The following is a 25,254-nucleotide window of genomic DNA, read 5'->3' as shown; positions in this document are numbered from 1 at the left end:
CCTGGTTTCCCGCCTATGAATTCTGTTGCCTGCGTCGATATTCGGCCGCCCGGGCCTGGTAGTTCTTGTGTTCCTGCGCATGGTCCGGGGGAAGGTGCGGCGTATCGGGGGATGTCGTGGCGAAGAACCGTGTGAGCGCGGAGTTCGAGCTCACGGCGAGTTCCCCGGATCGGGGGAACATCGTCGTCTCGTAGCGGGCGATCGCGTCGTCGAGATCGTTCTCTTTCGCGAGGGCGTGCGCGAGCTCCGCGCCATCGAGTAACGCGAGGTTCGTGCCGTGGCCGCCGAAGGGTGCCATGAGGTGGGCCGCGTCGCCGATCAAGGTGACACCCGGGACGTGGTTCCAGGTCAGCGGAGCGGGCAGGGCCCAGAAGCTGCGTGGAATGTAGTCGCCGTCGTTGTCGGTGATCAGTGGGCGCATGAGCGCGGACCATCGGCTGAATTCCCGCAGCAGGAAGGCCCGGACGGCGGCGCGGTCGGTGACGTCCACGACGGCCGTGACGTGCCAGTCGAGTTCGGCGCGGAACGCCACGTAACCGCGCATCACACCGTTGCTGTTGCGCTGGACGATCACCGCGCGGCCGTCGCCGTCGGTGGCGAACATGTGGCCGTCACCGACGATCTCGGCGATCTCGGGGTGCCTGGTGTCCACGTCGTCGAATCGGGCGTCGAAAAAGCTGACGCCGAGATACTGCGGGACCGCGGCGGTGAGCAGCCGGCGAACCGGCGACCACGCGCCGTCGGCACCGATGACGAGGTCGGCTTCCGTGCTCGCGCCGTTGGCGAATTCCAGTCGGTGCGTACCGCTTTCGAGCGGGGTCACGTGCACGAGTTTGTGTCCCCAGGCGACCGTGCCGGGCCGCAGGTGCGTATGAAGCATGGTTCGCAGTTGGCCGCGGTCGATCTCGGGCGCCGCGTCGTCGCCCGCGGCGGGAGTGAACTCGGCCAGGACGGTGCCGTGCTGGTCCCGGCGGCTTTTGGCTTGGCCCTCGACCCGCGCCAACGCCCGGAAGGCGTTCATCAGCCCGGCGTCCTCCAACGCGATCTGGCCGCTGTCGGCATGTAGGTCGAGCGTCCCGCCCGGGTCGCGGGCGTCCACGGCGGCGTCCGCGTCGTACACCGCGGGCTCGATGCCATAGCCCTGCAGCACACGGGCGCACATCAAACCCGCGGGGCCGCCGCCGACGATCGCGATACGGGGTGTGGTCATGGGGTGGATCCTTTCCGAACTTGTTGCGGCGGTGTGGTTGTCGCCGCTGGACGCAGGCCGGACGGTCTGGTCCGAACCAACGTAACTGATATCGTTCGAAAAGTATATCGGTTCTACTTATCAACTGGTTCTACCCATGCGCTAGGGTGAGCATATGACCGAACCGGGACGCCGCGAGCGCAAGAAGGCCGCCAACCGCCGAGCCTTGGCGGACGCGGCGCTGCGGCTGTTCCTGGAGCGCGGCTACGACGCGGTCGGCGTGCGGGAGATCGCCGACGCCGCCGATGTCTCGGTGGCCACGCTGTTCAAGCACTTCCCCGGCGGCAAGGAGGCCCTGGTGTTCGACCAGGACACCGACCGCGAGGCGGCGCTCGTCGCCGCCGTTCGCGAACGCCCGACCGGCCAGTCCATCCCGCAGGCGCTGCGCACACTGCTGCGCGACGAGCGCTCTCGACAGGTCCGCACCGACCCTCGCTTCCCCGACTTCCTCCACCTGATCGACACCACGCCGGCACTGCGCGAGCATGCGCGGCGCATGTGGTTGCGTCACGAAAACGCCCTGGCCGCAGCGATCGTCGCCGACGCCGGGCTACCCGACAACGACCCCGCCGCGCAGGCGCTGGCCCACTTCGCCCTCGAAGCAGTCAGCCTCGTCCACGGACGAGACGCCCCCGAGCAGGCGCTCGACCGGATCTTCACGCTCCTCGACACCGGCTGGACAGCCACGACGCAGTAGTCCACAAGTCGCGACAGCGCCTGACCGCACTGTCCGTTAGGGACGGCGTTCTTTGGATTGCCGGCGAGCCCAGGATGGGTACGGCGCGGGCCGATGCCGGATCGCACTACAGATCGCGAAAGTGGCTGTGCAGGAATGATTGTGGCAGGGTCATGCGAAAGGGGGTCGCGCAGTACCTGTATTGCCAGGCTCTCCCAGACGTCCGAAATGCCTGTCAGCCTGGTGGAGTCACATTCTTCCACGGCAGCAGGGACGGAGATCCATGTCGGACAACCAATTCACCACCCACGCAGAGCTTTTCGATCTGAGTGGGAAACGCGCCCTTGTCACGGGCGGCACCGGCGGCATCGGAATGATGATCGCGCGTGGCCTGCTCCAGGCGGGTGCCCACGTCCTCATCAGCTCGCGCAACCCGGACACGTGCGAGCGGGCGCAGCGTCTGCTGTCCGAATTCGGCGACGTTCGAGCAATCCCCGCCGATCTGTCCAAGCACGACGAATGTCGTCGCCTCGCCGATCTGGTCGAGGCCGACTCGCCACGCCTGGACATTCTCGTCAACAACGCGGGCGCGATGTGGCGCGAGCCGCTGGCGACGTTCCCGGACGAGGCCTGGGACACGGTGCTCGACCTCAACCTCAAGACGCCGTTCTGGCTGGTGCAGGCGCTGCTTCCCGCACTTCGCAAGGCGGGCGTCGCCGACGATCCCGCGCGCATCATCAACATCGGCAGCATCGCCGCCATCCACGTCGCCGAATCGCCCAACTATTCCTACGCCAGCAGCAAAGCGGCACTGCATCAACTCACCAGGGTGCTTGCCAGGGAACTGGGCCCCGAACACGTCACGGTGAACGCGGTAGCCCCGGGTCCGTTCCCGTCGCAGATGATGGCGTCCACCCTCGAGGCCGTCGGCGACACGATCGCGGCCAAGGCTCCGCTGCGCCGGCTGGGCCGCGACGACGATATGGCGGGTGTCGCCGTGTTCCTCGCCAGCCGCGCCGGGGCCTACCTCACGGGTGCCGTCATCCCGGTCGACGGCGGTATCGCGACGACCGCAACGGGTACCTAGTACCTGCGCGAAGCCTTCCGTCCAACGAGCACCACTGGATGCTGCCGAGTTCGATATCCCTGGTGAGATGGTGGGCTCAGCGACGGAGGTCGATTGCGGCAGTCTCGCGGATGACGCCCAGGACCGGAAAGGGTCTGGGCGCGGCGCCGATGACCGCGCCCCGAATCCCGGTCGCAACGCAGTCGTCAGGGGTACCCGCAGTGCCTCCCTCGAACTGCGGGACGGGCCTACGGTGAAAGGATGGCCACGATGGATCTACGCACCGACATCCGGGAGTTTCTCAGCTCGCGTCGCGCCCGGATCACACCAGAGCAGGCGGGCCTGCCCGCTTACGGCGGCAATCGTCGGGTCAAGGGGCTGCGTCGCGAGGAGGTAGCGCTGCTGGCTGGAGTTTCGGTCGACTACTACGTGCGCATGGAACGCGGCAGCCTCGCCGGTGCGTCCGATGGCGTGCTCGACGCGGTGGCCGCAGCCTTGCAACTCGATGAGGCCGAGCGCGACCATCTGTTCCACCTCGCGCGCCGATCCGCGACGTCCAGCGGTCCCCGCCGGCGCAGGTCTGCCGTGCCGGTGCGCTCGACGCTGCAGCAGATGCTCGACGCCGTCTCTGCCGCGCCGGCCTGGATCTGCAACGGCCGTTATGACGTGCTCGCCACGAATCAACTTGCCCGTGCGCTGTTTTCACCGATACTGGCCGACCCGCGCCGACCCGCGAACACCGCACGGTTCGTCTATCTGGCTCCCGAGGCAGCCAGAGATTTCTTCGTCGACTACGACCGGATCGCCGTTGACGTCGCCGCGAAACTACGGATGGAAGCCGGCCGCGACCCGCACAACGAGGACCTGATCGCGCTGGTCGGTGAATTGTCGACGTGCAGTGAGCTGTTCCGGCAACGGTGGGCATCTCGAGACGTGCGCCTGCGCCGATCCGGACGCAAGCGGCTGCACCATCCGATCGTCGGCCGCCTCGACTTGGACGTCGAATCCCTGGAACTCCCGGCCGAACCCGGCCTGCACCTCACCATCTACACCGCACCCCCGGGCACCCCCACCGCCGACAATCTGACGCTCCTGGCATCCTGGGCCGCCACCCGGCAGACACCGGCCACCGAACTCGAAGAACACCACGACTAGCCCTTACCCGCACTGGTCATTCGGTCGTGCGCCCCGGCTGGCCGAGCGCTGTCGTCGCATCCGCGCCTGTTGGGGCCGCATAGGAACTTTCTATGGTGCCTGCTGCTTATTCGTCTTTGCCGGTGGCTGTTTCGGCGGCATACGGTGAAACAGCTCGACGCGGTGCGCTCCGAAAGTCTTCGTGAATGCGCTCCGATCCTTGTTCGCCGAGTGAATACCCCTGTGGCCGAATGGGCAAGTTTCGGCGGCCGGTCCGACGACGATATGAAGGAGAACCGACATGTACCACGGCAAGACCGCGGTGATCACCGGTGGTAGCACCGGCATGGGCTTCGCGATGGCGAAGCTGCTGGTGGACGGCGGTGCGCGCGTGGTGCTCACGGGACGTTCCCAGGCGACGCTCGACACCGCACAGCAACGGCTCGGCGAGAATGCGATCGCCGTGCGCGGCGACGTCGCCGCACTGACCGATCTGGACGCGCTCGCGGATCGTGTGCGAAGCGAATTCGGCACGCTCGACGCGCTTTTCGTCAACGCGGGCATCGCAAAGGCCATGCCCTTCGAGTCGACGACCGAGGAATTCTACGACGAATTGTTCGCGATCAACGTCAAGGGTGTCTTCTTCACCGTGCAGAAGTTGTCACCGCTGCTGAGCTCGACGGCAGGCGTCGTGCTCACCACCTCGAACGCGAACGTCATGGGCATGCCCTCGGCGGGCGTCTACTCGGCGGGCAAAGCGGCGGTGCGTTCCATGGCCCGCAGCCTGGCCGGTGAGCTGCTCCCCCGCGGGATCCGGGTGAACGCGGTCAGCCCCGGCCCGGTCGATACCGGAATTCTGGGCAGCGCGATGACCGCCGAGGCCGCCGCGCAATTCAAGGCGGAGCGGATCGCGGAGAATCCGATGCGCCGTTTCGGCACTCCCGAAGAGATCGCCAGAGCCGCAGTGTTTCTCGCTTTCGACGCCACCTACACCACGGGTGCCGAGCTGGTGGTGGACGGCGGCGCTACCCAGCTCTGAGTTCGTCTGTTCGCACCGGCACGAACGATGCGGACTTGTGCCACGTTTCTCGCCGCAGCAGCTCGAGCAGGGCCGTTTCGGCCGGGCCGGCGTTGTGCCGGACAGCGGCGAGAATAGGCTGCGACACCACCGGGAACACCGGCCGGGCCAGGTGCTCGTAGCCCTGCGGCACCGCGGAGGCCGGGACCAGCGTCACCCCGAGTCCGTGCGAAGCCCAGCGCACCGCCGTCGCCGCCTGGGTAACCCGGGCGGCCGTGCTGGGAGTGAGTCCGTTGTCCCGCAGCACATCTCGGAGCACCGCATCCAGGGCGCTGTCTCGATCGAACCGCACCCACGGCTCGTCCGCCAGTTCGGGTAACTCGACCCGATCACCCGCGAGCAGACGGTGGCCGGTGCCCAGCACGACGACGAATTCCTCGTCGCCGAGGTGATGGGCGTCGGCCGAGCTCTCGTCGCAGGGCGCGGTCAGCAAGACGAGGTCCAGCACGCCACGCCGGCCCATCCGTTCCAGCTCGGCCGGATTCGGCTCTTCGAAGACGGTGACCTCGAGCCGTGGGTAGCGGCGGCGCAGCGCGGCCAGGGCACTCGGCAATTGCCGCGTGCCCAGACCCAGCTGCGCCGCCACGAGCAGTTCGCCCTCGAGTTCCTCCGCCCCGGCCCGGGCGGTCGCGCGCGCCCGGCGCGACGCGTTCACCGCGACCTCAGCCTCCCGCAGGAACGCGCGACCGACGACGGTGGGCACCAGCCCGGTCGGTGTGCGGGCGAACAGCGTCACGCCGAGTTCGCGTTCCAGGGCACGGATCTGCTGGGACATCGAAGGCTGTGCCACGTGCAGCAGTTCGGCGGCCGCCGTCACCGAGCCCACCTCGGCGACGGCCAGGGCGTACTCGTATTGCCGTAACGTCATCGACGCGCGTCCCTTCCTGCGGTGGACCGCGGTCCACATCGCGGCACTCGTGTCGATCCTAGGCTCGTTCGCCGTGGGCCGGTTCGCGCGCCTGGTCGATCTGTTCGCGCAGGATGTCACCGTGACCTGCGTGCCTGGCGAATTCCTCGATCATCGCGAGCAGGGTCCAGCGCATGCTGACCTTGCCTTCACGGGGATTGTCCTTGGTGTCGTCGAGATCGAAACGGGCGGCGATCTCGCGGGAGCGCCGGCTGGCCCGCTCGAATTCGGCGATGACGTCGGCCAGCGACTCGTCGTCGGCGACGGCGAAGGTGCCTTCGTCGCGGCGCGAGTAGCCGTCGCAGTCGGCCTCGCCGAGTCCTGCCCAGAACCGTTGGAACCAGATCCGTTCCGCGCCGGCGGCGTGCTTGATCAACGAGATCGGTGTGGTCAACGACGGGACGAGCTTGCGCCGGGCGTCCGCCTCCGACAGACCGCGCACGGTATCGATCAGCGCCTCACGGTTGCGGTCGAGCATGTCCTCGATGATCGCGCGCTCGTCACCATCGGTTATTCGGTTGATAGTCAAGGGTTTTCACTCCTTCTCAGGGCGTGCTCAAGGCACACGTAGCATGGGCACGGCACATGGCCGCGAGTCGGGGATTCGCGAAACGTCCGGTGTCGGGAGACAACCGGGAAAGAGAGGCTCTCGCCGCGAAGAATGCGGACCGAGCGTGGTGCGGGCCTACCGCACCGCAGATCCATCCAAGGACCTGCTGCCGATAACAGTACTCGATGCCGGGCGGCCCGTCTCGACGATGCGCGGGTCCGGCAGATCGACCGTAATCGCCTCTCCCTCGACTGGGACCAGCCCTGGCGTCTCGTCACCGACGGGTCCGACTACCTGAACCGCGCGGTGCACTTCGCCGCGCGTATCCCCGTCCGACCGGTTCGGTTGATCGCGCAGGGGTGCGGCCTGCCACGAGCCGAGGTCGAGCGGCTGCTCGGCGACGGACGGCTCGTCTCGGCAATTCGATTGAGCGGCACGGTCTCCGACGATTTCACCTTCACCCTGAAACGCTGAGCCCTGCCCTGCGGCATGGTCCTGCCCGGCGGTAGGGCCATGCCGCCGACTTATTTCCGGTTACGGAGGATCGATGTCGTTGCGGGACAACATCCTTGTCGATCACCAGCGAAGTATGCGACCGCGAGCGATCAGCCCCGGGGCGGGTCCGCCAGCAGCACCACGCGGTCGACGGCGGGGTCGAAACCCAGCACCGGGTGGTCGAAATCGCCCTCCGGGTTCATAGTCACCGGCTTGCCGAGTCGGCGGCCGAGTGCGCGGAGAAAGCCACACAGCGCGTCTACTCCCGCTTGGCCGTGTAGCTCACGTAGATCGACGTCGAAGTCGATCTCCGTGGCCGAGGCGGGCCGGAAGACGGCGTGCACCGCAAGGTCCGGCTGGACACGAAGCAGAACGTATTCCGCGTCGGCGGGCCGCGACAGCACTTCCGCAGCAGTCGGCAGCCGTCTCGGGACCCCGCCCGCGGAGAACTCCCAAACCCAGCCGCGGGAACGGACCAGGTCGAATACCGCCTGCCAGTCCTCGACCGTGGTGTCCGCGACCGAGCAGTCCGGCAATGCGCCCATCGAGTCGGGGTCGAAGAAACTCTCGACTTCGCTCCACAACAGATCCGGCACCGCCGTATTCTGCCGCGCGGCGATATCGGAGCGCAGCTCGATTTCCCGGCCGGAGGCGGCTTTTCGCGGTGTCACCGCCCAACGCTATTGCCGCACAGCAGCTCCTGGCGAGCGATGTTTCGCTGACGACTACTGGCCGGTGCGCAGGTCTTCGAGGGCGGAAGGGACTGCGCCGGACCACCATCGGGGGTCGGCGGTGCCGTCGGTGGTGCGGCCGTCGCGGTGGACGTAGTGGCGCACGTCGCGGCCGGCTTCGGCGAGTTCGCCGGAGAGGGCGCGTTCGAGCCATTCGGCGCCGAAGCGGAACACCTCGGCCGCGACACCGCCGAGGGGGTGGAATTCGCCCTCGTAGACTCGAATCTCCTTGGGCGCCTTGACTAGTTCATAGTTGGCCAGCGCCTGCTCCAGCGGGGTCAGCTCATCGAATTCGCCGAGGCCGAACAGTACCGGGCAGGTGATGTCGCCGACCGACCCGCCGAGCGGCATGCAGGAGGCCAGTTCACGGTCGAACGCCTCCTCGTCCTGATAGCCGGCCATGTACATGAAGTTGTTCTTGAAGGTCGGCTGGGCGCGCTCGAAGATGGTGCGGAAATCGCCGGTGGGCGCCTCGAAGGCGGCGAGCGCGGCCAGCCGCCGGTCCACCGCGGCCGCACGCGAACCCCAGTAGCCGCTCATGCTGATCCCGAACATTCCGATCCGCTGCGGATCCACCTCGGGCAGCTCGGTCAGGTAGTCGAGGTAACGGCCGACGGCGCGTTCGTAATTGGTGAGGTCGACGGTCAGCCCGTTGGCCCGGGACTCCCCCTGCCCCGGTCCTTCGATGGACAGCGCGACGATCCCGCGTGCGGTGTAGTAGCGCTCGGCCGCGTGGATGTAGTCCTCTTTGATCATGTCCATACCGGGGCCGAGGATCACCGCGGGCGCGGCGCGCACCACCCCTTCGGGCAGGTGCAGCAGCGCGTAGATCTGCTTGCCCTCGAAGTCGAGGACCACCCGCCGGACCAACCCGCCGCGCAGGGCCCCTAGCCGCTCCACGCAGTGATCGGCACGCGTGCGGAAGGCGCGTTTGCGCGGATCGGCGGCCTCGAAGATCGAGTACTGCGCCCGGCCCCACATCACCGCGGCCCGGTTGTACAGGTCGGCGGCGGTGCGCGCGAAACCGTGTCGCTCGTGGTGGGCGGCGCGCTCCTCGGCCTGCGCGGCGACGGTCGCCCACGCTTTCGGCAGCATCGCCGCGCTCTGCACCAGGTCGAAGACCTTGTCGAAGTCGGTGTGGTCGTGGCCGAGCTGTTCCATGGTGCCCTTGGCCGCCGGATGCAGAGCGTCGAAGCCGCCCTGGGCCAGGGCGATGTCGAGGGCCCAGCTCTGTCCGATCGAACGTGCGGTCATATCCTTCGATCCTCTCCATTAGCTAAGTACTTATCATTTAAGTACTTAGGTTAAGCTGTCGTCAACCCCATACGCCTCGCCGAAGGAGACGACCTTGCCGACGCGCGATACGGCCCTCGACCAACTCGCTCGCGCCGCCTATCGCCTCAGCGCGGCGGACTCCCGGCTACGCGGCCGCGCCACCCGCAGCCCGGACGCCCTCTCTCTCACCCACGCTCGCGCGCTGCGCGTACTCGCCGATCAAGGCCCGCTCACCATCGGCCAACTGGCGGCCGGTACCGAAACCACCGGCGCCGCAACAACCCAGCTCGTCGACGGCCTGGTCGCCGCGGGTTACGTCACCAAAAAGCGCTCACCCGAAGACAAACGCTCGGTCCTGGTCACCCTCACCGAAGCCGGCCGCACCCGCTGCGGCGAACGCATGGCCGCCATGCACACGGCCCTGCAGGAGGAACTGGCCGATCACGACACCGCCGCACTACATTCCGCGACCGAGGTGCTGCACAGATTGGTCGCGATCTATGACCGACTGTGACCCTTGTGACACATAGTCATCGACCCGAAGTGTCCGCCTCCTACGCGTCGCACGGGATCCGGTGGCGCATTCAGGATGGGCCGTATGACTTCGGTTCCGCTAGGTTCCGTCTCGAAGTGGTGAGGCGGGGCCATCAGCATCTGCACCACTTCTCGGTATCTTCACCCGTTCTGGGCGTCTGGAAGGAGTGTTGATCCCGAGAAGTGGTGCAGGTGTGCGGCTTTCGCGTGTCGACACGGGGCGAACTGTCGCTTGGTTTGGTTACGTTCGGGCTTGTTGGCTGGCTGCCGAAGTGTGACTTTCCCAGTTTGGTGTGCCTGCCGCGGGAGTTACAGGGATGGTGCTGGGCGCGTCGGGTGGGGTTCCCGGCTTTAGGCGCAGGCCAGGTGCGCGGGGGTGGGGTTCCGGCGTGGTCGTCTGGCTGTGGTGCTGTTTTCGAGAGTTCCTTGACGAGGTGTCAGCGGTTTCGGGTGGGTGGGGTTGTGGCTCGGCGTGTTTTGCTGGGTGAGTCGCGGGGTCACAGACCTTCCATACTGTTCACAGCAGCTATAAACCCTGTGAACAGCACGAAAACTCTGTGACCCCCAACCTATCTGTCGCTTGGTCCACACCAACTGGCCCGCTACCCAACCGCCCCTGTCTTCCCCGAGCCGCTCGAGACGCCACCACAGCCAGATGACCACGCCGGAACCCCACCCCGCGCACCTGACCTGCACCTGAAGCCGGGTACGGCACACGACGTGCTCAGCACTATCCCGGTAACTCCCGCGGCAGGTACACCGAACTAGGCAGGCGCGGATAGGACTTCCAGACAGAACCTAGCGGGGTGGTGGCGGCGGTTCCGGGGTGCGGCCCGGCGGCGCCGGGACGGGCTCCTTCTCCTCCGGCGGGGGTGGGGGTGAATAGGGTTCCACCACTACGACTTTCGGTGGGTTGTCGACCGGACCGGCGACCGTCGGATAGTACGGTGGCAGGTGTTTCGGGCTGCTGTCGGTCGGCTGGGCCGGATACGACGACATCGGGGTGGGTTCCACCGTGCCGACCTTGACCGTGGGCGCGGGCAGATCCGTGGCCGCCGCCCATTCATCGGTGGACGCGCGCCGGTCGACCAGTTGAGTGGTCGACCCGTCGGAGCGGTAGTGGTACGCCTCTGTGCTCGGGTACTGGGTGACCTGTCCCCCGGCGACGACATCGTTGCCGTGACGGGTGATCGTCATGTCACCGTTCACTGTCGCAACGGGTTTGGCGATTTCCGGGGCGAAGGGGTCCACCGCGGAATAGTGCACCTTCAGTGAGCCGTCGGAGCCCTGGGCCACCCGGACGTCGGGAACGCCGGCCCCGGCTTGCCTGCCGTCGACCGATACCGTCGGATTCTGCCGGGCGATCAGGATGCCGTTTTCCATGTCGACGTAGAGCGAAACCCGCGAGGCTTCCACCGAGGCGTCGGCGGACGGACCGCGATTGTCTCCGCGCATCGGATAGACGAGCCGGCCCTCGAGCCAGTCGTTGATATTGAGCGCGATGTTGTTGACCTGGTCTACCGGAATGTACATGTTCTGCCGGTACAGTCCCGCTCCGGTGACCGGGTCGAACCGTACCGCCACGATATTGGCGTCGACGCCTTGATATTTGGGGTCGTAGGTGTGCGGGTCGAGCGCTTCGGCCATCCGCCAGTCGTTCTCGGACACCGGATCACGGTGATACACGGCGCGAAACGCGGCGATCTGGTTGGCGCGTTTCTGATCGGCCGTGCTCTGTATCGGGGCGACACCGGCGAACTCGGCATTCAGCGCGGCGCGGATGCCCGAGAGTTCTTGCTGGATCCGCGTATCCGCGGCCGCGACGGCATCGGCGGCTTCGACGATCCGGCGCTCCCACACGCCGCGGGCGCCCTCACGTTCGAGCGTCGGAACGGTACCCGGCGGATGGGTCACGGACACGGGTTTGGCGACGAACATACCCATGAACCCGCCCGGCACCACGAAACCGTCGCGCTCGGCGGAAGCGATGAGACTGCGCGCGGTGTTCAACGGCGCATGAATGTCCCAGTAGCCCTGCTCGAGTCGCCCCGCCGCGCCTTCCAAGGCATCCACCAGCGCGAAGGCCTTCTTACGGTCGCTCACCGCACGATCGTGCGCCGCCTCGGCGGCTTTGCCCCGCCACTCGGTATCGGTGACGACGGTGACGTAACGTTCGAACAGGCCCTCTATTTTCGTGCCGCAATCCCGCAGCCCGCCCGCGATGGTGAGCAGGGGCTGCGGGTCGTAGTCGTCGAGCTGGCGCCTGGACGGTGTTCCGGTCACCTCGGCGCCCCCCATTCGCCGGAGTCCTTGGTATAGGTCGCCGCCAAGATCTCCGCCGCGTTGTCCGCCTCGGCTTCCCGGAATTTGATCGTGGCCTGATGCATGAGGCCGCCGATCTCCCGCAGGCGCCCCGTCACCGCGGTGATCAAACGGTCTTCGACGTCGCCGGCCAGACCCTTCGCTTCGTCGACGGCGCGCAGTTTCTCGCCCCAGGAAAGCAGCGGAAGCATTCCGTCTGCTACTTCCAGCCGTGCGGCCTCGTCCCCCAATCCGTACATCTGATTGGACTTGACGCCCAGCTTTTCCAGATCGACCTGCAAGGTCATCGACATCCCCGTTTCGCCATCGGGGACGTGACGCTCAGCTGCCCCCAGCTGAATAAAGAACAAGCCGAACGGTATTCACGACGGCATGCAACTTGGCCGCAATGTTAGCCACCTGGAGGACATCTTGCCGAAATGTTGTGCGGATATGTCAAATTCGATGCTCGGACCCCCGAATTCTGTGGTCTTGTTCCACGATCCGCACCGTTGCGCCGGAGCAGATCACGCTCTCGACGGGATGGGTTGCGGCGCAGCCGGTCCCACGTACCGTGCGGACGGACGGATGATCTTCCCGGTTTCGGCTTGCTCGAGCATGTTCGCCGTCCAGCCGACCACTCGGCTCGTCGCGAAAGTGGGCGTGAACATGGTGCGCGGAATACCGCACAGTTCCATCACGACTCCGGCATAGAACTCGACGTTGGCGTACAGGTGGCGTCCGGGTTTGAGTTCGGCGAGCAGTTCGGTCACCCGCCGCTCCACGGTTGTCGCGAATTCGACGAGTTCCCCGCCCATTTCGGTGGCGATCGACCGAAGAAGCACCGAGCGCGGATCTTCGGTGCGGTAGACGGCGTGCCCGAAGCCCATGATGCGGTCACCCGCGGCGATCTTGCCGCGCACCCAGCTGTCGATGCCCTCGACACTACCGATCTCGTCCAACCCGTCGAGGGCTCGATCGGGCGCCCCGCCGTGCAGCGGCCCGCAGAACGCCCCGATGGCGGCGAGAACGGCTGAGGCGAGGTCTGCCCCGGTCGCGGCGACAACGCGTCCCGCGAAGGTGGAGGCATTGAAGCCGTGGTCGATGGTGGCGATCAAATACTGTTCGATCGCCCGCGCCGCGCGCGCGTCCGGCACCTCGCCGGTCAGCAGATACAGCCAGTTCGCGGCGGTGGACAGGTCCGCGCGCGGGGTGAGCGGCGCGAGTCCGCGACGCAACCGATGCAGTGCCGCCAGAATGGTCGGCGTCACCGCGCAGATCAGCAATGCATCGCCTGTGCGCTGGGCGGGGGCGCTGTCCCACATCGGCGGCAGATCGCGGAGACCGGCCAGCAAGGACAACGCCGTGCGCAATCCGGCCATCGGCCGGAACCGATCCCCGGCCGCGGCGATCGACGCCAACATCGGCGACAGGTCCGCGGGCAACGTGCGCAGCCGCGCCGTCTCGGCGGTGAACGCGGCCAGCTCCGCCGCATCGGGCAGCCGGCCCTCGAACAACAGAAACCACACCTCTTCGAAGGTGCACGTGGTCGCCAAGTCGATCGCGGAGTACTGGCGGTAGTGATAGAACCCCTCACGCCCGCGCACATCACCGAGCCGGGTATCGGCCGCGACAACATGCCGCAAACCGGCAGGTACCTCGATCAACTCAGCGATGTCGGTCAGTTCAGCAGCGTTGCTCGTCATCTTCAGACCTCCTCTTGACTGAACTGTGCGAGCACGGTCAACTAGAGTCAATATTGATCCAGTCAACATGAGGGCGGAGGGGCAGGTCGTGGCCGAGAAAAGTGACGCACGTTACCTGAGCACCGCCGAAGTGGCGGACCGTCTGGAGATCAAGCCCGCGACGGTCTACGCCTACGTGAGCCGCGGGTTGCTGACCAAGGTCCCGGCGGCGGACCGGCGCGGCAGCCTGTTCCGCGAGGACGAGGTGTCCCGCCTCGCCCGCGGCCGCCGCCGCGGCACCGGTCACCGCAGCACCATCGAAGACGTCACCACCGCGATCTCGGCCATCGACGAGGACCGGCTCTACTATCGAGGCCGCGATGTCGCCGAGCTGGCGGCCACGCATCCGGTCGAATCCGTCGCCGGGCTGCTCTGGACGGGCGAGGCGGTGGCCCAGGAATTCCGCGCGCCTGCAACGCTTCTCGCGACCACCCGCGCCGCGGTGGACGCGCTCGATCCCACGGTGCGGCTGACCGATCGCCTGCGGGTCGCGGTGACGGTGGCCGGCGCGAGCGACCCGCTGCGCTTCGATCTGTCCACGCCCGGCGTACTGCGCACCGCGCGTATACTTCTCGCCGTCGAGACAGCAGGACTCGGTGCGGCCCAAGATGATTCGGCAACGCTCGTCGAACGGATCACGCCGAGCCTGACCGACGCCGCCGTGCCGCCCGAGTTACTCGACACGACACTGACATTGCTGGCCGATCACGGGCTGGCGGTCTCCACGGTGGCGGCTCGGGTCGCGGCGAGCGCGCGCGTGCATCCCTACGCCGTGGTCTCGGCGGGCCTCGGTGCCCTCGACAGCCAATACCATGGCACCGCAAGCACTCTCGCCTACCGGTTCCTGGCCGAGGCGATCGCCGATCCGCTGGGCGCGGCGTCCGAACGCCTCCGCCTGGGTGCCGGGCTGCCCGGTTTCGGGCACCTCGTCTACCGGGCCGCCGATCCGCGCGCCGAAATCCTCTTGGACCGGCTGCGTGCGATACCGGCGGCGGCCCCGGCCCTGGCCGCCGTCGACACCATCACCGAGCAACTCGGCGCACCGCACACCACCGTCGCGAACATCGACCTGGCGCTGGCCGTACTCATGCACGCATACCGGATGCGTCCCGACGCGGGCGAGGCCCTCTTCGCCCTCGCCCGCACCATCGGCTGGATCGCGCACACGCTGGAGGAGTACACCGAGCCCCCGATGCGCTTCCGCCCCACCCGAACTCCCCCGGCCCGGAACTACGACGAGACCGGCAACATCGCCACCACGTAGGCGACGGGGCGCCCGTCCTGGATGCAGGAGTGTTCGGCACACTCGGCGAACCCCAGCTGGCGGACCAGCTGCCGACTGCGGGCGTTCCACGCCTGGATGACCGCGCGGACGGGCGTCGACGGGTGGTCGCGGCGGAGTTCGGTCAGCACCGCGCTGCCGAACTGTTTGCCGTGCCCCTTGCCGACCCAGTGCGGGTCCATGCCGACCCCGAGATCGAGGATGCCTGGATCCGCGGCGATGCCGGGTACCCGCGCTTCGGGACCGGTGCAGAAAAAGCCGACGAGGCGTCCGCTGCCCGCGTCGGCCACCGCCATGTACCCGTCGGCGGCGCTGGGTAGCTCGTCGTCGGCGGTCAAGTTGTAGATCTGCCACGGTCCGCCGTACTGCCACCCGACCACCTGGCGGGCATCGTCGACGGTCAAGGGACGCACCACCAGGTGATCGGACCATCCATCACTCATTCGATGATCGTCTCGCAAACTTGCGGCGTGTTCGATGCGTTTTCCGTTTCCGGCAGACTCGAACCATGCCGCTGCCCCCGCTCGTCGCACAAACCATCGACTCGTATCTGGCCTTGGCGGACGCCGAAGCGCCGGGACTGATCGAAGGCCTGTACTTGGAAGGCTCTGTCGCACTGGACGATTACCGTCCCGGCGCGAGCGATATCGATTTCATCGCCGTCACCGCCGCGCCGCCCGATCCCGCCGCGATAGCCGCGCTGGAACGGGTCCACGCCCGGCTCCGGCGGCAGCAACGTCGTCCGTTCTTCGACGGCAGCTATCTCACCTGGGCCGATCTCGCCGCAGGTCCGGACGCCGCGACCGGGCGACCGAGCATCCTCGAAGGAAAGTTCCAGCCATGCGGCACACACCAGACTCCGGTCACCTGGCACACCCTCGCCGGGCACGGCGTCACCCTGCGCGGGCCGGACAGCACCGAACTCGACATCTGGACCGACGCCGCGGCTCTGGCCGCCTGGCAGAACACCAACCTCGATGAATACTGGGCCCCCGGACTGGCCGCGGGTGCCCGTTTGGCGAGCAAGCACGGCCTCGGCCTGTTGACCGACTACGGCACCATCTGGACCGTCACCGGCATCGCACGCCTGCACTACACGATCGTCACCGGCGCCATCACCTCCAAGGACGGCGCGGGCCGGCACGCCCGCCAGTACTTCCCCGACCGCTGGCACCGCGTGATCGATGAAGCCCTGCGCTTGCGCCGCAACGACTCTCGTCGATCGCTCTACCGGAGTCCGTTCGCCCGCCGCCGCGAGATCCTCGACTTCGGGCACGCGATGATCGCCGACGCGCACGCCGTGTATGGGGAGCGGTGGGGCGTGGGCGGATGATCACCAGGTAATCCTGGCGGCATCGCCCGAGAGGCTTCCGCGACCATTACCTGGTGATCAATTGACCAGCAGCGCTCAGGCCGTCGGGGCTTGTTGGGCGGGACTGCGTGTGGAGGTGGGCCATGACGCACCCTGCGCGGGGGTTCGGTGCAGGTCGTCACCGAGGTCGGCAGTGCGGCTGGTGCATTGCGCGGGCGGCCTTCGCGCCAGGAACGAGCGGGTCTCCAGGAACGAGCGGATCTCAGGGGGCGATCGGCGCCTCCTCCGGGTCCGGACGGGCGGTCTGTATACCGAATTGTGTTGCCAGCCGGGCTTGTTCGTGCTCCAGGGCATGCCAGTTGTGTAGGTAGCCGGGGTGGTCGGCCACCTCGAGCAGCACCGCGTTACCGAACGCCGGGTGGGTTTGCGCGGCGCGGACCGTGGTGCGGCCGCCGCGCAGGTTGGCCTGCCCGCGCAGCACGAACAGGTGGGAGTCGACATGGAGTTCGGTGCCGGGAGCCGGTACGGGCGCCGGAACCCAGCCCTCGGACAACTGGCGGGCGGCCCGTCCGCCGTCGTCGCGCACGCGGAAGCGAACCTCCAGTCCACGCCCGCCCTCGGGGACCGACCAGCACACGTTCAGTCCCGCACCGGACGGGTCTTCGTGCAGGTCCGCCACCCCGACAGCGATCAGCACATGACCTTGCCCGGTCAGTTCCGCGCATGCCTGCGCGACATCCTCGACATAGGTGTCGCCGGGAAAGGTGAATTCGTAGTGGTGCATGTCGTTGATGGTGGACAGCACCGCCTCGACCGGAACACCCTTCGCGACCTCCCGCTCGACCAGCCGCTGCATATCGCCGACGCCGATGAGGGAATCCGGCGCGTCGGCGGGTTCTTCGAACAGCCGGTCGGTGTCACCGCGCGCGATCATCACCGATTTGGCGAGGAATCGGGCCGCGCGGGAGCTGACCTGATATACCGCCTGCGCCGGGTCGGGATCGTCGCCGCGGCCGAAGGTTTCGGCGATCGCCCGGCACAGTTCGTCCTCGAGCGGCACGCAGCGTGCGGCGATCTCATGGGTCTGGTCCTGCAGTGCCCGCGCATCACCGCTGTCGGGCACCTGTGTCTCGGCGAGAAACAATTCCAGCACGCGGTCGAGGATCATCAGCCCCTCAGCACCGCGAATCGGGATGTCGAGCACATACGCCAACCGATACGCCCGAGCCGCCGCTTCCTGCTCACCCAGCACCGCCGCACTCGAATAGCCCAACACCGCTGCGACCACACCCGCGTTGTCCATACCCACCTCTGCTCCTCGCGATCCCGATCGCCGCGAACCCCGACACCGTATCCGGCCGCTACGCTCCGCCGCGGTCCCAGCGGCAAAAGCCCTTGTCCGCACGGCGATCGCGGTGCGGCGTATTCCACCGCCACCCGCGTTCGCGCCCTCTCCGCTGCGGATTCACCCGAGGTATTACGGCCGTGTGGCGCTGCCCGACGCGCGGGGCCTGAGCTACCGCGAATTCGACTGGGGCGGCGGCAGAATGGGGGCGGTCGACGGACAGGGAGTTGATCGATGGAAGAGCGGTCTGCCGTGGTCGCCGTGCCGGAGTCGGTGCGTAACGAATTGCGTCGTGGTGTGCGCAGTGTCCTGGTGGACGCGGCGGCGTTGCGGTTGGTGCGGGAACGGTTCGATGACGTGCAGGCCGGGTCGCTGCGCCGCTACCTCGAGGCATCGCAGTCGGCTAATACGTTGCGCGCCTATCGAACCGACTGGATCGCGTGGTCGGCGTGGTGCCTGGCCGAGAGCAGGCAGGCGATGCCCGCCGATCCGCTGGATGTCGCCGTGTATCTCGCGGCTGCGGCCGACGCCCGCCGCGACACGGGCGGCTGGGCGTTCAGCGCGGCCACCCTGGAACGGAAGTCGGCCGCCATCGCCGCCGTGCACGCGGCCAACGGACTGCCCTCACCGACCCGTTCCGATGTGGTCCGCCTGACCCTGCGCGGTATCCGTCGCACCCGTCGCACCCAGCCCACCCGCAAACGCCCGGTCCTGCTGCACACCCTCGACCAGTTGCTGGCCGGGCTGCCCGAACCCGGTTGGCCGAACGAACCTGCCCGCCGCCGTGACGCACTCATGCTGTTGGTGGGGTTCGCCGGAGCGCTGCGGCGTAGCGAGTTGGCGGGCCTGCGGATCGCCGATGTGGAGGTGCGCGTCGATCACGCCACGGGCGAACCGGTGCTGCTGGTGCGGTTGCCGACGACCAAGACCGACCCCACCGGCGTTGCCGAACAGCGTGTCGCGCTGCCGCGGGGTCAACGCCCGCGCACCTGCCCGGTGTGCGCATTCGCCGACTGGGTGCGACTGCTCGAAATACTTGCCGCCGAGGGCACCACGGGCTTGCGGGCGTGGATCGCCGACGGCGGCGACACCGATCCGGCCATCCACCGCTGTCACGGTTTCACCGGTACCGCGCTCGCCGCCGATCCGGATCTTCCGTTGTGCCCCACCATCACTCGGCACGGCACGGTCGGCACCGATCCGATGTCGGGCCGGGCAGTCGCAGAACTCGTCAAACGGTATGCGGCTCGCGCGGGACTGGACCCCGACCTGTTCTCCGGGCACTCGTTGCGCGCCGGCTTCGCCACCCAGGCGGCGCTCGGTGGCGCCAGCGACCGCGAGATCATGCGTCAGGGCCGCTGGTCCAATCCGCGCACCGTGCACGGCTACATCCGTACGGCGAACCCGTTGGAGGACAACGCCGTAACCAAACTCGGGCTCTGAACGCAGCTGTCCCGAGCGCGCCCATCACAGCCGCGTGGGCCCGGTGCCTGTGCTCCGTGCCCTTCCTCGGCGTGCGACACATCGGCAGTTCGGATCGGCCGGGGTATCGCCGAAGCGCGGTGGATCGGTGCGGGTAGCACCGATCCACCGCGGCATCGAGGTTATGTTCTGTACCGGAACAGGATTCGACCGCGGGTGAGGTCATAGGGACTGACCTCCACCAGCACTCGGTCCTGCGGCAGGATCTTGATGTAGTTCTTCCGGATCTTCCCGCTGATGTGCGCGAGGACGGTGTGCCCGTTCGGAAGTTCGACCTTGAAGGTGGCGTTGCGCAGGCACTCCACCACCGTGCCCTCGATCTCGATGCCCTTGCCGGACTTTCGGGCGTTGGTCATCGCAGCACCAACTCCAGGTTGCTGCCCGCGCGGCGTGCCCCGCCGAGACTGTCGAACAGCGCGATCGCCGCGGTGGCGGTTTCGTCGACGAACGCGGAGACCGCGTCGATCCCGGACCGGTGCAGCGCGTCGAGCGCCTGGGCGAGCAGAGCACGTGCGATACCGCGTCTGCGGTGCGCGGCGCGCACGGCGAGCAGTTCGATCCGCGCGTGTTTGCGGCGCGTGGCGGTTCGCAGCAAACCCACATACTCCTGATCGGAGACAGCGACGGCGAAGTGCCCGCAGTCGAACGGGCGGTCGATGATCTCGGCGGGCATGGTGTCCCACCCGGCGGTGGCCTCGATCTCCGCGCGGATCGCCGCATACGCCGCGCGCAACGGAACCTGTTGTGCCGCACCGAATGGCAGTAACGTCACCCCTGCAGGGACCGCTGCCGATCCGAGCCCGATGTGCTGCGGATCCGCGGGTATCAGGTATTCCCACTCGCGGCGTCGGGTGGTGAAACCGGCGTGTTCCCAGCGCGACCGCAGATCCGCTTCCAGCTCGTCGACCACCGTGTGCAGCGGCGCCGGCAGATCGTTCAGTATGGCCGCGGCGAGGCGGTCGAAGACGGTGTCGTCCCAGGAGTCGATGCTCACGAAGGTCCGGCCGTCGGGGCGCCGTGCGGCGTCGGCGTGGCCGAGTACTCGACCGTCCGCGACTGCCTGCCATCGGGTGGGGGAAAGCCGCGTGATCTCGGGATCGCCCGGGTGCGCGGCGGGATGTAGTGCACTCATTGTACGTCGCCTTTCGGAATTGCCTTGTGACACAGGCACTCCCGGCGACGGCTACAGTGTTCGCCCAACCATGACGGCGAGCGGGAGGCCCCATGTCGAAACAGTGTTCACGGGTCTCACCTCCTCGGCTTGTGTCACGGTCTGCGCGAGACTAACAGTCCGAACCTGCTCGCGCCCAACCCTTTTTTGCGATCACGCCGCCGCAACTTTCAGGCGACGCAGAATTCGTTGCCTTCGGGGTCGGTCATGGTCACCCACTGGGAGGGGCCTTCCTTGCCTTCGTACACGACCTTTGCGCCGATTCCGGTCAGCCGTTCGACCTCGGCCGCTCGTTGCGCGGAGTCGACGCGGATATCGAGGTGCATCCGGTTCTTCACCGTTTTGGCCTCGGGCACCAACTGGAACAGCACGCGCGGGCGGTCGGCGTGGCGGATGGCGGCGCCGATCTTCCATTTCAGTTTGCCGTTATGGGTCGTGGTGTCCTCGTCGGTGGCGTGGCCCTGAGCGATCATGCTGCGGATGAAGTCCTCGTCCTGCGGCTCGACCTCCCACCGCAACGCCTCGGCCCACCAGTCCGCGAGCGTATGCGGGTCGGCACTGTCGACGACGACCTGAAATTCGTATCCCATGCCCAGGACCCTAGCCACGAGGTATGACAAGCCGCCGGACTTTCGAACCACAATCGATAACTGACCGATCACTGATCTGATCGAAATTGCGGCGGCTCAGCGGGAGGTTTGCAGTCTATGCACGTCAGATCGGTTTCTATCCAGATGCTGCGGATATGCTGATCTTGTGCAGTCTGTGCCGGCGCCGATGCTGGCCGTCTCCGGACGGCCACCGGTCGATCTCGGCCGCTGGGCGATCGAAATGAAATGGGACGGGATCCGCGCGGTCACCGTCACGCGGGATCGGCAATGCCGCTTCTACAGCCGCAACAATCGCGATATCAGCGCGTCTTTCCCGGAACTGACCGCCGCGTTCACCGAATTGCTCGGCGACCGCGAACTCGTCCTCGACGGCGAGATCGTCGCACCGGAACCGAGTACCGGGGCGCCCTCGTTCCGTCGGCTACAGCGACGCATGCACGTGCTGAACCCCGGGGCCGAATTGCTGCGTGAGGTTCCCGTGCAGTACCTGATATTCGATCTGCTCGACGACGGGACCGCGCTCACGTCGCTGCCGTATACCGAGCGCCGCGCGCGCCTCGACGAATTGGCACTCGACGCGAAATTGATCCGCACGCCGCCCTATTACACCGATGTCGACGCCGGCACCATGCTCGGTATCGCACGCGAACACGGCCTCGAAGGCATCGTCGCGAAACGCCTCGACTCCACCTATCAGCCCGGTCGACGGGCGCCGGTGTGGATCAAGACCCCGCTGCGGCGCACCACGGAGATCGTCGTGGCGGGGTGGCTGCCCGGCAGCGGACGCTTCACCGGGATCTTCGGTTCGATCGTGATGGGGGCCTACGACGACGCGGACCGCCTCGTCCATGTCGGCAACGTCGGCACGGGTTGGACCATGCGCGACCGTCGTGCCCTGCAAGCCCGGCTGAACGAAATCACGCGCCCGGAACCGCCTTTCGACGTCCCGCCGCCGCGTCAGGTGGCGAACGCGGCGCACTGGGTCGCACCCGAACTGGTCGCCGACATCGAGTTCCGGGAGGTCAGTTCCGACGGGCTGCGCCATCCCAGCTGGCGTGGGCTACGTCCCGACCGTGACCCCCGTGAAGCGAAGGTGCCCAGTCCGGACTGACTGGTACCGACGCATCGTGGGTGGCGTGGTCGAAGTCTGGCCCGAGCGACGGTCGTCGGCGACCACGCTGTTGCCGTGCAGCACCATCCGGATTTCGCTGGTGACGCCCAGCCGTCGACCAGGCGGAGTCGGCGCTACGAGTTGCCCCTCGGCAAGATCGGTGTAGGGCAGGATCCTTCGCCGTGAGGTGGGCGTTCGTGGGTGCCGCCGGTTTTGGTGGCTTTCGCCCGTTCTGCATAAAGTGTGCGCTTAGGGGTCGCGACCAGCGTGGTCGCGGATCTTCCTGCTGACACCGTGAGGGAACGTTGTACAAGATCTTTTCTGCCGCTCTGCTGACCGCCGCGGCCGTCGGCTCACTGGTGCTCGTGCCCGCTACGGCACACGCCAAATCGCCGGCCTGCGACACCGCCATCGCCTGGATCAACGCCGCCATCGACATGTCCCCCGACGGCAATCTCGATGCGGCCACCCTGCAGTCGCTGTCCGCGCGGTTGTCGGGGCTCCCGGCCGTCGGCGAGGAGAAGGCGGCGATCGACGCGTACGCGGCCGCCCTGCTCGACGACAGCGCCGACATGGACGCTGCCACCGACGCGTTCAACGCCGTCTGCGCGAGCTGACCGGTCGCCGCAGAGCGGGACCCGCGTAGTTCCCGCTCTGCGGCGGCTGGCCGCTTCGTGGACACCTGAGTGGCAGTTCAATACCGGAATTCACCGGTGTAGCCATCGGGCCGGACGACGTGCGGCGCGTCCTCGGCAGCCATGTCGCGCCGCGCGATCACCGCTTGCTCCAGCAGATTGCGTTGTCCGAGAAGCTTTTCGGTCTCTTCGACGACCATGGCCCACTGACTCGGCCGGACGACGCCGAACACATTCATCGTCTCGTACCCGATATCGTTGCCGTCGATCACGCCGAGATCCGCACGCGCCAAAGCTGTTTCGAGCGCGACTTCCAATCCCTGCAGGACGTCGATGTCGCCCCCGGCTCCCGTTCTGGGGAGCTGCACGATCAGCTGCCAGCTCTGCTCTTCTTCGAACTCGTCCACGCCACGGATTGTGCACGTCCGGTCCGCTGCCGCCAAGGGCCACCGCAACTCGAGTGGTCACCCCATCGAGTGCATAGAACGCGCTGAGTCACCACCGTTCTGGGACGTGCGCCGGGCCGCGCCAGATCAACGACGGGTTTGATGCGACGCAACGGAGATCGGCGACCGGCCCTTCGGGGCATGTCCAGGTAGACCGGCAAGGGCGCCGGGCTGCGCGGCCACGGCATCGCGTGACCGAAGAGCGAACAGCATTCGGTCACAACCATTCTGGGGCGGCGTCAAGCTTCCCGTCCGACGACATCGACATAGCGCTGCAGGTACAGCGGCCAGCCCGCATCGGTGCCGACGCCCGCGCGTACCGCGTCACCGGTGTCGCCGTGCCGGTCGAGATGCCGGTGTTCGAGGTCGACGCGGGTGCGGTCGGGGGTTTCGGCGGTGAAGCGGACCTCCACTTCGGACGTCTTGTCCGGGTCGGTCTCGATTTCCCAGCGGCCGTTGATATCCCAGCTGAACACCACCCGGTTCGGCGGTTCGTACGCGAGCACCCGCGCCCACCGGCATTCGCTGCCGTCTTCACCACGGTCGTAGATGTGCCCGCCGACCCGCGGTTCGAAGACGGTCTCGGCGATCGACACCGCCAGCAGGTTGTGTTCGCGCGGTTTGATCACATCGAAACGTGTTGTGAACAGCGTGAACGCGCGCTCGAGCGGCGCGTCGACCACGATCTGCAACCGCACGGGTTCGGTTCGGGTGTGGGTCATGACTTCTCCTGAATCTTGTTCGACCAGCTCCTGATACGTGGCGAGGGCGCGTCCCCAGAACCGGTCGAGTTGCGCGCGCAGCGCACCCATCCCGTCCGGATTCAACTGGTAGATCCGGCGTGTCCCGACTGCGCGGTCCAGCACCAGCCCCGCCTCCTTGAGCACCTTCAGGTGTTGCGACACCGCCGGCCTGCTGATCGGCAACGCTTGCGCGAGTTCGCCGACCGCCTGCGGTTTCTCCGCCAGACGCTCCAGAATCGTGCGCCGCATCCGATCGGCGAGCGCACCCCACTCATCTCCTGCTCGGTAAGTATCTACGAACCGTAAGTTTCCACTTACCAAAGGGTCCTGTCAATGCCGCACTTCCACCCGGGTACACGCAGACCGGAACCGGCACTCGATCCGACCGATCACCGGGTGTAATGCGGCATTGCCGAGCCTCGAGTGCGCGGCACTTCGGCTCGGCAACCGCGGCGCCGGACTGTTCCGCGGCCGTCGACCGGCCGGAGGGATCCCTGTTGCGTGGACTCGGGTGGGTCGGTGCACACATACTGCTCGGGTGAGTGAGCTTGTGGTGCGGGCGAGCGGGGCTGGGCCGGTGGTGGCGTTGGTGCATGGTGGGGCCGGGCCGAAATCGACTTGGGCGGGCCTGGATTCGCTTGCCGAGCGTTGGACGGTGCTGCACGTGTATCGGCGCGGATACGATCCGAGTCCTCCGCCGCCGGACGGACGGCAAGATTTCTTCGTGGACGCGACCGACCTCGGCGAGATCTTCCGGACCCATCGCCCCCACGTGGTCGCCCACTCCTACGGAACGCTGGGATCGATCCTCGCCGCGGCAGCAGATCCGCACACCGTCCGTTCCCTCACCCTGATCGAACCACCGTTGTACGTCGTCGCCCCCGACGATCCCGAAGTACTCCACCTGAAACGCCTCGGCGACGCGGTCCTCACCAACGGTCTCGACGCCGACCCCGAGGTGCTGCGCGAATTCCTGGTGCTCTCCGGCGCACCCGGCGTCGACGCGGGCCAACTCCCCGAAGCGGCGATCGCCTCGGTCCGCCGCGCACTGGGCGGCCGCCTCCCCGGCGAAGCCCACCCCGATTGGAAAGTCCTGCGCGCAGCCCAGATCCCCGCCCTCGTCGCGTCCGGCGGCCACACCCCCGCCCTCGAACGAATCTGCGACGCCCTCGCCGACCTCCTGAACGCCCAGCGCATCATCGCCCCCGGCGCAGGCCATTTCGTCGCCGCCGCCCCAGGTTTCGCCCACCAGCTCACCCGTTTCCTGGCGGCCCACGACGCCAGGTGAACCCGCCCGATCACCTAGCCGGACGTCCGTAGCAGCCCAGGCGCGGATCACGGGCGCCGCGGCACGGTGCAAGCCTGGGGCCAGGTA

Annotated in this window: 27 protein-coding genes and 1 pseudogene; 12 read left to right on the top strand and 16 right to left on the bottom strand. The window is 67.3% G+C overall.

Going from position 1 to position 25,254, the window contains the following annotated elements; translation table 11 throughout:
• Nucleotides 1-13: 13 nt before the first annotated feature.
• Nucleotides 14-1,210, bottom strand: a complete 1,197-nt coding sequence (locus O3I_RS20710) for an FAD-dependent oxidoreductase (RefSeq protein WP_014984925.1) — start codon at nucleotides 1,208-1,210, stop codon at nucleotides 14-16.
• 154 nt (nucleotides 1,211-1,364) lie between these two features.
• Between O3I_RS20710 and O3I_RS20705 the strand changes: the two genes are divergently transcribed.
• From O3I_RS20705 to O3I_RS20690, 4 genes are all read left to right on the top strand, one after another.
• Nucleotides 1,365-1,946: a TetR/AcrR family transcriptional regulator gene (locus O3I_RS20705; protein WP_014984924.1), complete on the top strand. Its 582-nt coding sequence runs from the start codon at nucleotides 1,365-1,367 to the stop codon at nucleotides 1,944-1,946.
• Nucleotides 1,947-2,208: 262 nt separating this feature from the next.
• Nucleotides 2,209-3,012, top strand: a complete 804-nt coding sequence (locus O3I_RS20700; protein ID WP_014984923.1) for an SDR family oxidoreductase — start codon at nucleotides 2,209-2,211, stop codon at nucleotides 3,010-3,012.
• 240 nt (nucleotides 3,013-3,252) lie between these two features.
• Nucleotides 3,253-4,146: a helix-turn-helix transcriptional regulator gene (locus tag O3I_RS20695; RefSeq protein WP_041562743.1), complete on the top strand. Its 894-nt coding sequence runs from the start codon at nucleotides 3,253-3,255 to the stop codon at nucleotides 4,144-4,146.
• Nucleotides 4,147-4,426: 280 nt separating this feature from the next.
• The gene (locus tag O3I_RS20690; RefSeq protein WP_014984921.1) at nucleotides 4,427-5,164 is read left to right on the top strand and encodes an SDR family oxidoreductase; all 738 of its coding nucleotides are present in this window, start codon (nucleotides 4,427-4,429) and stop codon (nucleotides 5,162-5,164) included.
• On the opposite strand, the gene O3I_RS20685 is transcribed toward O3I_RS20690, so the two are convergent.
• Both O3I_RS20685 and O3I_RS20680 read right to left on the bottom strand, forming a co-directional pair.
• Entirely contained in the window at nucleotides 5,151-6,071 is a 921-nt protein-coding gene (locus tag O3I_RS20685) for a LysR family transcriptional regulator (protein WP_041564090.1), read from the bottom strand. The genes O3I_RS20690 and O3I_RS20685 overlap by 14 nt on opposite strands.
• A 58-nt stretch (nucleotides 6,072-6,129) precedes the next feature.
• A complete protein-coding gene (locus O3I_RS20680; protein ID WP_202804988.1) occupies nucleotides 6,130-6,588 on the bottom strand; it encodes a DinB family protein in 459 nt (152 codons plus the stop codon).
• A gap of 183 nt (nucleotides 6,589-6,771) precedes the next feature.
• Between O3I_RS20680 and O3I_RS20675 the strand changes: the two genes are divergently transcribed.
• Nucleotides 6,772-7,134 carry a DUF1062 domain-containing protein gene (locus tag O3I_RS20675; protein ID WP_014984918.1) on the top strand — a complete coding sequence of 121 codons (363 nt, stop codon included), beginning with the start codon at nucleotides 6,772-6,774 and terminating at the stop codon, nucleotides 7,132-7,134.
• A gap of 131 nt (nucleotides 7,135-7,265) precedes the next feature.
• Here the strand turns inward: O3I_RS20675 and O3I_RS20670 are convergent, their stop codons facing one another.
• Together O3I_RS20670 and O3I_RS20665 are read right to left on the bottom strand one after the other, a co-directional pair.
• Nucleotides 7,266-7,826: a hypothetical protein gene (locus O3I_RS20670; protein WP_014984917.1), complete on the bottom strand. Its 561-nt coding sequence runs from the start codon at nucleotides 7,824-7,826 to the stop codon at nucleotides 7,266-7,268.
• A 54-nt stretch (nucleotides 7,827-7,880) separates the two neighbouring features.
• Nucleotides 7,881-9,140: an alpha/beta hydrolase gene (locus tag O3I_RS20665; RefSeq protein ID WP_014984916.1), complete on the bottom strand. Its 1,260-nt coding sequence runs from the start codon at nucleotides 9,138-9,140 to the stop codon at nucleotides 7,881-7,883.
• A 94-nt stretch (nucleotides 9,141-9,234) separates the two neighbouring features.
• Here O3I_RS20665 and O3I_RS20660 point away from each other — a divergent pair, with 94 nt between their 5' ends.
• A complete protein-coding gene (locus tag O3I_RS20660; RefSeq protein ID WP_014984915.1) occupies nucleotides 9,235-9,675 on the top strand; it encodes a MarR family winged helix-turn-helix transcriptional regulator in 441 nt (146 codons plus the stop codon).
• 818 nt (nucleotides 9,676-10,493) lie between these two features.
• Here O3I_RS20660 and O3I_RS42800 read toward each other — a convergent pair.
• The 3 genes from O3I_RS42800 to O3I_RS20645 form a co-directional block, all read right to left on the bottom strand.
• Nucleotides 10,494-11,993: a hypothetical protein gene (locus O3I_RS42800; RefSeq protein ID WP_014984914.1), complete on the bottom strand. Its 1,500-nt coding sequence runs from the start codon at nucleotides 11,991-11,993 to the stop codon at nucleotides 10,494-10,496.
• Entirely contained in the window at nucleotides 11,975-12,304 is a 330-nt protein-coding gene (locus tag O3I_RS20650; protein WP_141691940.1) for a hypothetical protein, read from the bottom strand. Before O3I_RS20650 ends, O3I_RS42800 begins: the two co-directional genes overlap by 19 nt.
• A 219-nt stretch (nucleotides 12,305-12,523) precedes the next feature.
• Nucleotides 12,524-13,702, bottom strand: a complete 1,179-nt coding sequence (locus O3I_RS20645; RefSeq protein WP_014984912.1) for a citrate/2-methylcitrate synthase — start codon at nucleotides 13,700-13,702, stop codon at nucleotides 12,524-12,526.
• Nucleotides 13,703-13,790: 88 nt separating this feature from the next.
• Between O3I_RS20645 and O3I_RS20640 the strand changes: the two genes are divergently transcribed.
• Entirely contained in the window at nucleotides 13,791-15,005 is a 1,215-nt protein-coding gene (locus tag O3I_RS20640; protein WP_014984911.1) for a citrate synthase, read from the top strand.
• On the opposite strand, the gene O3I_RS20635 is transcribed toward O3I_RS20640, so the two are convergent.
• Entirely contained in the window at nucleotides 14,972-15,466 is a 495-nt protein-coding gene (locus tag O3I_RS20635) for a GNAT family N-acetyltransferase (RefSeq protein ID WP_014984910.1), read from the bottom strand. The genes O3I_RS20640 and O3I_RS20635 overlap by 34 nt on opposite strands.
• Before the next feature lie 65 nt (nucleotides 15,467-15,531).
• Between O3I_RS20635 and O3I_RS20630 the strand changes: the two genes are divergently transcribed.
• The gene (locus O3I_RS20630) at nucleotides 15,532-16,356 is read left to right on the top strand and encodes an aminoglycoside adenylyltransferase domain-containing protein (protein ID WP_014984909.1); all 825 of its coding nucleotides are present in this window, start codon (nucleotides 15,532-15,534) and stop codon (nucleotides 16,354-16,356) included.
• Nucleotides 16,357-16,597: 241 nt separating this feature from the next.
• On the opposite strand, the gene O3I_RS20625 is transcribed toward O3I_RS20630, so the two are convergent.
• Nucleotides 16,598-17,644, bottom strand: coding sequence for a hypothetical protein (locus tag O3I_RS20625; RefSeq protein WP_141691941.1), 1,047 nt, complete (start codon nucleotides 17,642-17,644; stop codon nucleotides 16,598-16,600).
• A 270-nt stretch (nucleotides 17,645-17,914) separates the two neighbouring features.
• On the opposite strand from O3I_RS20625, the gene O3I_RS20620 reads away from it, so the two are divergent.
• Complete coding sequence (locus O3I_RS20620) at nucleotides 17,915-19,123, top strand: site-specific integrase (RefSeq protein ID WP_014984907.1); 1,209 nt, start codon at nucleotides 17,915-17,917, stop codon at nucleotides 19,121-19,123.
• Nucleotides 19,124-19,284: 161 nt separating this feature from the next.
• Here the strand turns inward: O3I_RS20620 and infA are convergent, their stop codons facing one another.
• From infA to O3I_RS20605, 3 genes are all read right to left on the bottom strand, one after another.
• Nucleotides 19,285-19,518 (bottom strand): translation initiation factor IF-1, encoded by a 234-nt coding sequence (gene infA / locus O3I_RS20615; protein WP_014984906.1) that lies wholly within the window; start codon nucleotides 19,516-19,518, stop codon nucleotides 19,285-19,287.
• Nucleotides 19,515-20,294 carry a GNAT family N-acetyltransferase gene (locus tag O3I_RS20610; protein ID WP_014984905.1) on the bottom strand — a complete coding sequence of 260 codons (780 nt, stop codon included), beginning with the start codon at nucleotides 20,292-20,294 and terminating at the stop codon, nucleotides 19,515-19,517. The genes infA and O3I_RS20610 overlap by 4 nt, the downstream gene beginning before the upstream one ends.
• 209 nt (nucleotides 20,295-20,503) lie before the next feature.
• On the bottom strand, nucleotides 20,504-20,923 hold the full coding sequence (locus O3I_RS20605) for a VOC family protein (RefSeq protein ID WP_014984904.1): 420 nt from the start codon (nucleotides 20,921-20,923) through the stop codon (nucleotides 20,504-20,506).
• A gap of 187 nt (nucleotides 20,924-21,110) precedes the next feature.
• On the opposite strand from O3I_RS20605, the gene ligD reads away from it, so the two are divergent.
• Together ligD and O3I_RS20595 are read left to right on the top strand one after the other, a co-directional pair.
• Entirely contained in the window at nucleotides 21,111-22,055 is a 945-nt protein-coding gene (gene ligD / locus O3I_RS20600) for a non-homologous end-joining DNA ligase (protein ID WP_041564085.1), read from the top strand.
• Nucleotides 22,056-22,360: 305 nt separating this feature from the next.
• Complete coding sequence (locus O3I_RS20595) at nucleotides 22,361-22,672, top strand: hypothetical protein (protein ID WP_014984902.1); 312 nt, start codon at nucleotides 22,361-22,363, stop codon at nucleotides 22,670-22,672.
• A 77-nt stretch (nucleotides 22,673-22,749) separates the two neighbouring features.
• Here O3I_RS20595 and O3I_RS20590 read toward each other — a convergent pair whose 3' ends face one another.
• From O3I_RS20590 to O3I_RS46365, 3 genes and pseudogenes are all read right to left on the bottom strand, one after another.
• Nucleotides 22,750-23,097 (bottom strand): hypothetical protein, encoded by a 348-nt coding sequence (locus O3I_RS20590; RefSeq protein WP_014984901.1) that lies wholly within the window; start codon nucleotides 23,095-23,097, stop codon nucleotides 22,750-22,752.
• A 278-nt stretch (nucleotides 23,098-23,375) separates the two neighbouring features.
• Nucleotides 23,376-23,858 (bottom strand): SRPBCC family protein, encoded by a 483-nt coding sequence (locus O3I_RS46370; protein WP_041564084.1) that lies wholly within the window; start codon nucleotides 23,856-23,858, stop codon nucleotides 23,376-23,378.
• A 3-nt stretch (nucleotides 23,859-23,861) separates the two neighbouring features.
• Nucleotides 23,862-24,200 (bottom strand): annotated as a pseudogene (locus O3I_RS46365) (ArsR/SmtB family transcription factor); the annotation flags it as partial.
• A 217-nt stretch (nucleotides 24,201-24,417) separates the two neighbouring features.
• On the opposite strand from O3I_RS46365, the gene O3I_RS20580 reads away from it, so the two are divergent.
• Nucleotides 24,418-25,167, top strand: coding sequence for an alpha/beta fold hydrolase (locus O3I_RS20580; RefSeq protein ID WP_041562742.1), 750 nt, complete (start codon nucleotides 24,418-24,420; stop codon nucleotides 25,165-25,167).
• Nucleotides 25,168-25,254: the final 87 nt, after the last annotated feature.

The organism is Nocardia brasiliensis ATCC 700358 (assembly GCF_000250675.2).
GTDB classification, from domain to species: domain Bacteria; phylum Actinomycetota; class Actinomycetes; order Mycobacteriales; family Mycobacteriaceae; genus Nocardia; species Nocardia brasiliensis_B.
Note: the sequence above shows the minus strand (reverse complement) of the source record. Positions and strands in the feature narration are given on the sequence as shown.